This window comes from Acidovorax sp. SRB_24, assembly GCF_012931925.1.
Genome location: NZ_MWOM01000125.1, coordinates 1 through 3,982, shown reverse-complemented (window position 1 = coordinate 3,982; position 3,982 = coordinate 1). Strand labels below are relative to the sequence as shown.

3 protein-coding genes are annotated in these 3,982 nt (G+C 71.3%); all 3 read right to left on the bottom strand.

The features are described from left to right. Positions 1 to 575, bottom strand: a 575-nt coding sequence (locus B2J89_RS20810) for a DNA polymerase ligase N-terminal domain-containing protein (protein ID WP_305792661.1), incomplete at its 3' end; no start/stop codon positions are given. Positions 576 to 623: 48 nt separating this feature from the next. Then, positions 624 to 1,619: a Ku protein gene (locus B2J89_RS20805; protein WP_169170755.1), complete on the bottom strand. Its 996-nt coding sequence runs from the start codon at positions 1,617 to 1,619 to the stop codon at positions 624 to 626. A gap of 259 nt (positions 1,620 to 1,878) precedes the next feature. Beyond that, positions 1,879 to 3,963 carry an ATP-dependent DNA helicase RecG gene (recG, locus tag B2J89_RS20800; protein WP_169170756.1) on the bottom strand — a complete coding sequence of 695 codons (2,085 nt, stop codon included), beginning with the start codon at positions 3,961 to 3,963 and terminating at the stop codon, positions 1,879 to 1,881. Positions 3,964 to 3,982 lie beyond the last annotated feature (19 nt).

The following is a 3,982-nucleotide window of genomic DNA, read 5'->3' as shown; positions in this document are numbered from 1 at the left end:
GCCGGCGCGCCCGCGGAGGGATCGCCCAGCGCGGCCACGCTGTCGGGGCGCGCATCGACCACGCTGTACTGCGCGGCCGCGCGCTCGAGCCCGTCGTGCTCCTTGATCCACAGCCACGTCGGTGCGCGCTCGCTGCCGCGGCCCTGCATGCGCACCAGCGTCCAGCGCCCCTGCAGCTTGTGCCCATGCAACGCAAACTTGAGCTTGCCCTGGCGGTAGCCCGCCTCGGCGTTGCCGAGCGGCTCCCAGGTGCCCTTGTCCCATACGATCACTTTGCCGGCGCCGTACTGCCCGGGCGGGATGGTGCCTTCGAAGGTGTTGTAGGCGATCGGGTGGTCTTCGACCTGCACGGCCATGCGCTTGTCGGCGCTGTCGTAGCTCGGCCCCTTGGGCACGGCCCAGCTCTTCATGGTGCCGTCCAGCTCCAGGCGCAGGTCGTAGTGCAGGTGGCTGGCCCAGTGCTTGTGCACGACGAAGCGCAGCGCGCCCGTGCTGGGCAGCCCGCCGTCGCGCGGCTCGGGGGTGGCGAGAAAGTTGCGCTTGCTCTGGTAGCGCTCCAGTGCGTTGGCTGGCATGGGCGGCCTCCGGGAGCGGGCTGCTGCGTCTGCGCCGGCGCCCGCGGGCTAGGCCGCGCGACGGCGGGCCGGCGCCTTGTCGGGTGCTTTGCCGGAGGGCGCGCCCCCCAGGCTGCGCCGCAGCAAGGCCGAGAGGTCGACCACGTCCGCGCCAACCGGTGCCTGCACCTGCGCGGCGCTCGGCGCGGCCGGCACCAGGGCGCTGTCTCCGGCGTCGGCCTTGGCCTGCACCAGGTCGCGCAGCTCGTCGGCAAACGAATTGCGGAACTGGTCGGCATCCCAGGGCTGCGCCATCTCCTCGACCAGTTGCAGGGCCATCTTCATTTCCGCGGGGCGGATGCCCACCGCTTCGGTGCCCGAGGGCGGCAGGCTCAGCGCTTCAGCCGGACGGATCTCGCCGCCCCAGCGCAGCAGGTTGAGCACCAGGGCACGCCCGCAGGGGATGAGCACTGCCAGGTGCTGGCGCGTGTGGATCACGACCTTGGCCACCGCCGCCTTGTTGCTCTGGCGCAGCGCCTCGCGCAGCAGCGCATAGACCTTTTCTCCGCGCGCCAAGGGGGCCGTGTAGTAGGGGCGCTCGAGGTAGACGAACGGAATTTCATCAGCGTCGATGAAGGCCTCGATCTCGATGGTCTGCGTGGCCTTGGGCAAGGCCGCGGCGATCTCCTGCTCGGACAGCACCACGTAGCGGCCTTCGCCCACTTCCACGCCCTTGACGATGTCCTTGGCGGCCAGCTCCTTGCCGGTCACCTTGTTGATGCGCTTGTAGCCCACCGGCTCCATCGAGCGCCGGTCCAGCCAGTCAAAGTCGACCCCGGAGTCGGCCGTGGCCGTGTAGAGCCCCACGGGAATGTGCACCAGCCCGAAGCTGATGGCCCCGCGCCACAGGCTGCGGGTGGACGGCGCGGCGCCCGCGTCCGCGGCGGCATTCGCCTTCGCCGCCGCACCGGTCTTCTTGCGCGCACCCCGGTCCGGGGCGCCCGCGGCCTGGGCGGATTTTGCAGCGGGGGGTTTGCGCGCGCTCTTGGCGCTCGTGCTGGCCATGGCTCTCTCCTGGTGGCAATCCTGGAACCGCCAAGCGTGCAACACTCCGGCGCTGCGTGCTGTAGGACAAGGCAGATGCCGGCGGGCCGGCGCACTAGGAGGCTGTCGGGCTTGGAGCGTCGAAAGCGAAAATCGGCCCCAGCGAGGACAGTTTTTGCCGAATTTGCAGCTCCATAGCCCAGCTATGGAGCAAAAAGACGGTGAAAAATGGACCGCTGAGGCCGATTTGCAGCCGACGATTTCCAAGTCCGACAGCCTCCTAGGCCTTGAGGTAGTCGGCCTTGCCGCCGAGCCAGCGCGCCACATGCTGCGCGGCGAGCGCCGGGCAGCGGTCCAGCATCCACGGCGCCAGCGCGCGCGCCCACTCCAGCAGCGCGGTGTCGGTGGCCAGATCGGCAAAGCGCAAGAGCGCGTCGCCCGACTGGCGCGCGCCCAGGAATTCGCCCGGGCCGCGGATCTCCAGGTCGCGCCGCGCGATCTCGAAACCGTCGTGGGTCTCGGCCATCGCCTTGAGGCGCTCCTTGGCGGTTTCGCCGACGCGCCCGCTGTCGTTGGTGGCGTACAGCAGCACACAGGCCGAGGCCGCCGCACCGCGCCCGACGCGCCCGCGCAGCTGGTGCAGCTGCGACAGGCCAAAGCGCTCGGCATGCTCGATCACCATCAGCGAGGCGTTGGGCACGTCCACGCCCACCTCTATCACGGTGGTGCTAACCAGCACGCCCATTCGGCCCGCGGTGAACAGCGCCATCACGGCCTTCTTCTCGGCGCTGGGCATGCGCGAGTGCAGCAGGCCGACCGCCACGCCCGGCAGCGCCTCGCTGAGGTCGGCGTGCGTGGCCGTGGCGTTGCTCAGGTCGAGCGCCTCGCTCTCCTCGATCAGCGGGCAGACCCAGTACACCTGGCGCCCGGCCGCCACCTGGGCGCCGATGCGCGCGATGACCTCGTCCTTGCGGCTGTCGGCGATCAGCTTGGTGACGATGGGCGTGCGCCCGGGCGGCAGCTCGTCGATGGTCGACACGTCGAGGTCGGCGTAGTAGCTCATGGCCAGCGTGCGCGGGATCGGCGTGGCCGTCATCATGAGCAGGTGCGGCTCCATGCCGTGGGCGGCGAGTTTCTGCCGCAGCGCCAGGCGCTGGGCCACGCCGAAGCGGTGTTGCTCATCGATCAGCGCCAGCGCCAGGCGCTTGAAGCGCACCTGTTCCTGGATCACGGCGTGCGTGCCCACCACCAGCGCGGCCTCGCCGCTCTCGATCAGCGCGAGCATGGCGGCGCGCTCCTTCTTCTTCTGCCCGCCGACCAGCCAGGCCACGCGCAGGCCGCGCGCCGCCAGGAGCGGTTCGAGCCAGCCGATCAGCTTGGCGAAGTGCTGCTCGGCCAGGATTTCGGTCGGCGCCATCAGCGCGCACTGCCAGCCCGCGTCGATGCACACGGCCGCCGCCAGCGCGGCCACCACGGTCTTGCCCGAGCCGACGTCGCCCTGCAGCAGCCGGTGCATGGGCACGGGCCGGGCCAGGTCGCGCGCGATCTCTTCGCCGACGCGCCGCTGCGCCGCCGTGAGCGCAAACGGCAGCACGGCCAACAGCTGTTCGTGCAGCGAGAGCGCGCCGCCGGGCACGCCCTGCGGGCGCAGCAACGGCGCGCGCAGGCGGTCGCGCGCGCGCTTGGCCTGGTGCTGCGAGAGCTGCTGCGCGAGCAGCTCCTCGGCCTTGAGCCGCTGCCAGGCCGGGTGGCTGTGGTCTTCGAGCGTGGCCAGCGCCACGTCGGGCGCCGGATGGTGCAAAAATGTGAGCGCCTCGCGCAGGCTCCACAAGCGCTGCGGGCTGTTTTGACCAAAACGGGGCAGCGGTGGCGGCGGCGCCTCGGCGGGCAGCGTCTCGGACAGATCGGCGCGCTGCAGCGCGCCGACCACGGCGCGGCGCAGGTAGGGCTGGGGCAGGCCAGCCACCGTGGGGTAGACGGGGGTGAGCGCGCTCGGCAGCTCGCCGCCGGCCAGGCGGAAGGCCGGGTGCAGCATCTGCCGGCCCCAGAAGCCGCCCTTGACCTCGCCGCGGATGCGCAGGCGCGCGCCCACGGCCAGGGTCTTCAGGTGCGAGGGGTAGAAGCTGAAGAAGCGCAGCTCGCAGGTCGCGCTGCCGTCGTCCACCGCCACCACCAGCTGGCGGCGCGGGCGCAGCTGGACTTCGCTAGATGTCACCGTGGCCTCGATCTGCACCACGCTGCCTTCGCGCGCATTCTTCAACGGCGTGATGCGGGTTTCGTCCTCGTAGCGCAGCGGCAGGTGCAGGGCCAGGTCGATGGGGCGCGCCAGGCCGAGCTTGAGCAGCGCCTTCTGCGGCGCCGTCAGGGCCGGGGCGGCGGGGCGG